The following is a 4,675-nucleotide window of genomic DNA, read 5'->3' on the forward strand; positions in this document are numbered from 1 at the left end:
AAGTCGACCCTGATGCGGATCGTCGCCGGGCTAGGCGAGGCGGACGGCGGCGCCGTCGGCATGCCGCGCGGCACGCGAATCGGCTATATCGCGCAGGAGGCGCCGGCCGGGGCCGACAGCCCGTTCGAAACGGTGCTCGCCGCCGATACCGAGCGCGCGGCGCTGATGACCGAAGCGGAGGGGCGCCATGATCCGCACCGAATCGGCGAAATCCACGAGCGGTTGAACACGATCGAGGCGCATGCGGCCCCGGCCAAGGCGGCGCGTATCCTGGTCGGCCTGGGCTTCGACGAAGCGGCGCAGCACCGCCCGCTCGACAGCTATTCGGGCGGCTGGCGGATGCGGGTCGCGCTGGCGGCCTTGTTGTTCTCCGAGCCCGACCTCCTGCTGCTCGACGAGCCGTCGAACCACCTCGACCTCGAAGCGACGCTTTGGCTCGAATCCTTTCTTAAATCCTATCCCTCGACAATGCTGGTGATCAGCCACGAGCGCGACCTGTTGAACAACGTCGTCGACCACATCCTCCACCTGGAGCGCGGCAAGACCACCCTTTACGCCGGCGGCTACGATGCCTTCGAACGGCAGCGGGCGGAGCGGCTGGCGCAGATCGAATCGGCACGCGAGAAGCAGGCGGCCGAGCGGCAGAAATTGCAGGCCTTCGTCGACCGCTGGCGCGCCAAGGCGAGCAAGGCGAAGCAGGCGCAAAGCCGCATGAAGGCGCTCGCCAAGCTGCAGCCGATCGCGGCAATGGCCGAGGATCCGACGCTCCGTTTCGATTTTCCCAGCCCGACCGAATTGAAGCCGCCGCTGGTGACGCTCGACATGGCGGCGGTCGGCTACGAGCCCGGCAAGCCGGTGCTGGCGCGGATCAACCTTCGGCTCGATCCCGACGACCGGGTGGCGCTGCTGGGCCGCAACGGCAACGGCAAGACCACGCTAGCGCGGCTGCTCGCGGCGCAGCTGCCGGCGATGGAGGGCTCTATCGCCACCGCGGGCAAGATGCGGGTCGGCTATTTCACCCAATATCAGGTCGAGGAGCTCGACCCGGAAGATACGCCGCTCGAGCATATGAGCCGGCTGATGCCGGACGCGAAGCCGGCGGCGGTGCGGGCACAGCTCGGGCGGTTCGGCTTTTCCGGTGAGATGGCGACGCGGAAGGTCGGCAAAATGTCCGGCGGCGAGCGGGCCCGGCTCGCGCTCGCCCTCATCACCCGCGACGCGCCCCACATGCTGATCCTCGACGAGCCTACCAACCATCTCGACGTCGATGCGCGCGAGGCTCTCGTCCAGGCGCTCAATGATTATGGCGGCGCCGTCGTCGTCGTCAGCCACGACCGGCACATGCTGGAGCTGACCGCCGACCGGCTGGTGCTGGTGGACGAGGGCACGGCGCGGGAGTTCGGCGGAACGCTCGACGACTATACTGACATGGTCCTGGGACGCGGCGGCCAGGGGTCGGCGCCGGTCGCGCCGCGTGCCAACCGCAAGGACGAGCGCCGCGCCGCCGCCGAGGCGCGCGAGCGCAGCCAGGCCTTGCGCAAGCAGGTGAAGAAGGTGGAGGCCGAGGTGGCGGCGCTAACGGCCCGGCGAAGCGCGATCGACCGGGCGATGTTCGATCCCGCGTCGGCGGGGGCGGAATATGGCGCGATGACCATGACCGAGCTGATGAAGCTGCGCGCCGATACCGAAAGGCGGCTCGATGCCGCCGAAGCCCAGTGGCTCGCCGCCGAGGAAGCGCTGGAGGAATGGAGCGTCGCCGCCTGAGTGCGGTTTCGCGACTATTGCGGTTGGGCATCGGGCGTGGAAGGAGATGCTTCCCGCACCAGAGGAGCCTTCCATGACCTTCGTCGATCGCCGCGCGTTCTTTGGACTGGCTGGAGCGGCCGCGGTGGCCGGTGCCGTGGGCCCGGCGGTGGCGGCGCCTCCCCCGAGCGGGATCAAATCGATAACAGGCAGCGCGGAGCCGATCAGTGCGGCGGAACGGCAGGCGCGGATCGCCAGGGCGCAGCGGCTGATGCGCGAGTCCGGGCTGTCGGCGTTGCTGATCGAGCCAGGGGCGAGCCTCGTTTATTTCACCGGGGTGCAATGGGGACGAAGCGAGCGGCTGACGGCGGCCGTGCTCCCGGTCGAGGGCGAGATCGCCGTCGTCACGCCCTTCTTCGAGGAGCCGTCCGTGCGCGAGAGCCTGGGCGTACCGGCCGAGGTGCTGACCTGGAACGAGCATGAGGATCCGCTGAAGCTGGTCGCCGGCTGGCTCGGCAAGAGGAAGCTCGCGGGCCCGGTCGGTGTCGAGGAGACGGTGCGTTATTTCGCGATCGACGGGCTCCAGAAGGCGATGCCGGGCGTGGACGTCCGTTCCGGCGCGCCGGTGGTGCGCGGCTGCCGGATGATCAAGTCGCCGGCCGAGATCGCGCTGATGCAGCTCGCGAGCGACGTCACCATCGCCGCCTATCGCCACACCCATCCCCGCATCGAGCGCGGTATGACGCCCTCCGACATCGGCGCGATCATGAACGAGGCGACGACGGCACTCGGCGGCAATCCCGAGTTCGCGCTGATCCTGCTCGGCGAGGCCAGCGCCTATCCGCACGGCTCCGGTCAGCCGCAGGAGGTGAGGGACGGCGAAGTCGTGCTGATGGACTGCGGCTGCAACATCCACGGCTATCAGTCCGACATATCCCGCACCTTTGTCTTTGGCGAGCCGACGTCGCGGCAGCGGGAGGTCTGGAACCAGATGCACAAAGGCCAGCAGATCGCCTTCGAGGCGGCGAAGCTCGGCGCCACCTGTGGCAGCGTCGACGATGCGGTGCGCGCCTATTACGAATCGCTGGGCTACGGCCCCGACTACAAGCTACCCGGCCTCTCCCACCGCACCGGCCACGGCATCGGCCTCGACGGGCATGAGCCGGTCAATCTGGTCCGGGGTGAAACGACGAAGCTGGCGCCAGGCATGTGCTTCTCCAACGAGCCCGGAATCTACATTCCAGGCCAGTTCGGCGTCCGGCTGGAAGACTGCTTCTACATGACCGAGGCCGGACCGAAATATTTCTCCGAACCGCCGCCGTCGCTGGACAAGCCGTTCGGGTGATGTCCGCCGAAGCGTCGCGATACCTCAGTCCATTGCTCCTAACAGGCATTCTAGTCGTGCCTGGCGCCTTCTTTTGGTTTCTTCTCAGGCGCGGCTACTCGAACGATCTTCGCGTCGGAGCATTTCTTTACGCGGCTGTCGTTGTCGGGCTCGGCTATATTCAGCCAGCTCAAGCCGCTGCGAATTTTTAGTCTATCAACCGGCTCGAGAAACAGGCTTGACGCGGAGCTCGGCTTTCGAGAGTTTATAGGGCAATGACCAATCGCGCGCCCCTTTCGACCCCTGCCGCCGCTTCGGCGGGCGTGGCGTCGTGCGCGGGTCATTCGCAGGCTTGGCTCTGGTGGCGGAATTGCGATTCCGTGGCGGCACGCCTGCATCGATGGTGACGACGACTCTCTAGAAGTCCCGTTTTCCACCCGATCAGCCCGCCGCCCGGCGGGCTTTTTTATTGCGCTTTCACCAGGAACCATCGCCATGTTCATGAACAACAATCTTGCAGAACTCGTCGCCCCCGAAGCCACCCAGGAGGACGCGGTCGAGGCCGCACTCGTCCGGCTTTACGCCGGGGAATCGCTGACCCAGGCAGGGGCCGAAAGCCTCTTCACCGAGCTTGTCGAGGGTCGGCTTTCCGAGCCCGCCATCGCCGCCATGCTGGTCGCGCTTCGCCTCAAGGGCGAGACCACCGACGAGCTGATTGGCGCCGCGCGGGCGCTGCGCGCCTTCGACGCGCCGTTCGAACGGCCGGACTATCTCTTCGCCGACACCTGCGGCACGGGCGGGGACGGCTCCGGTTCGATCAACGTCTCGACCGCGGTCGCCTTCGTCGCGGCGGCGGCGGGACTGCCGGTGGCGAAGCACGGCAACCGCTCGGTCACGTCGCGCTGCGGATCGGCCGATGTACTGGAGCAGCTGGGCGCGAAGCTCGACGTGCCGGCGGAGGTGTCGCGAAAGGCGCTGGACGAAACCGGCGTCTGCTTCCTGTTCGCGCCCCGCTACCATCCGGGGCTTCGCCATGCCGGGCCGGTGCGGCGGGCGCTGAAGGTCAGGACGATCATGAACGTGCTCGGCCCCTGCGTGAACCCGGCCGAGCCCGGCGTGCAACTCCTCGGCGTCGCCGATCCGCGGCTTCTCGAGCCGGTGGCCCGGACCCTGGCGGCGCTCGGCGTGGAGCGGGCGCTGGTGGTCCACGGTGCCGGGCTCGACGAGATCGCCCTCCACGGCGAGACCCACGCGGTGCGCCTCATAGACGGGCGTCTGGAGCCGATGATCATCGTGCCCGAGGAAGCCGGGCTCATGCGGGCGCCGGTGAGCACGCTGAAGGGCGGTGGGCCGGAGGAGAATGCCGAGCGGTTGAAGATGCTGCTCATGGGCTACGCCTTCCCGGCGGAGGCCCATGTCGTCGCGCTCAACGCGGGCGCGCTGCTGATGACGGCGGGTGTCGCCGAAAGCCTGAAGGAAGGGGCGGATCTCGCCCTCCAGGCGATCGCATCCGGCGCGGCCTACAAGCAGCTCACCGCGTTCGTCGATGCGACCCATGGTTGACGTGCTGGGCGAGATTGTTGCCCGCAAGCGGATCGATGTCGCGGT

The 4,675-nt window shown here is 67.8% G+C and carries 3 protein-coding genes; all 3 read left to right on the forward strand.

What is annotated here, in order from left to right; translation table 11 throughout:
* On the forward strand, window positions 1-1,764 hold a 1,764-nt coding region (locus VIR62_RS15690), incomplete at its 5' end, for an ABC-F family ATP-binding cassette domain-containing protein (RefSeq protein WP_431872813.1).
* A gap of 73 nt (window positions 1,765-1,837) precedes the next feature.
* Window positions 1,838-3,088 carry a M24 family metallopeptidase gene (locus VIR62_RS15695; RefSeq protein WP_431872815.1) on the forward strand — a complete coding sequence of 417 codons (1,251 nt, stop codon included), beginning with the start codon at window positions 1,838-1,840 and terminating at the stop codon, window positions 3,086-3,088.
* Window positions 3,089-3,562: 474 nt separating this feature from the next.
* Window positions 3,563-4,630: an anthranilate phosphoribosyltransferase gene (gene trpD, locus VIR62_RS15700; RefSeq protein ID WP_431872816.1), complete on the forward strand. Its 1,068-nt coding sequence runs from the start codon at window positions 3,563-3,565 to the stop codon at window positions 4,628-4,630.
* Window positions 4,631-4,675: the final 45 nt, after the last annotated feature.

It is taken from the genome of Allosphingosinicella sp., from assembly GCF_036570505.1.
Lineage (GTDB): Bacteria > Pseudomonadota > Alphaproteobacteria > Sphingomonadales > Sphingomonadaceae > Allosphingosinicella.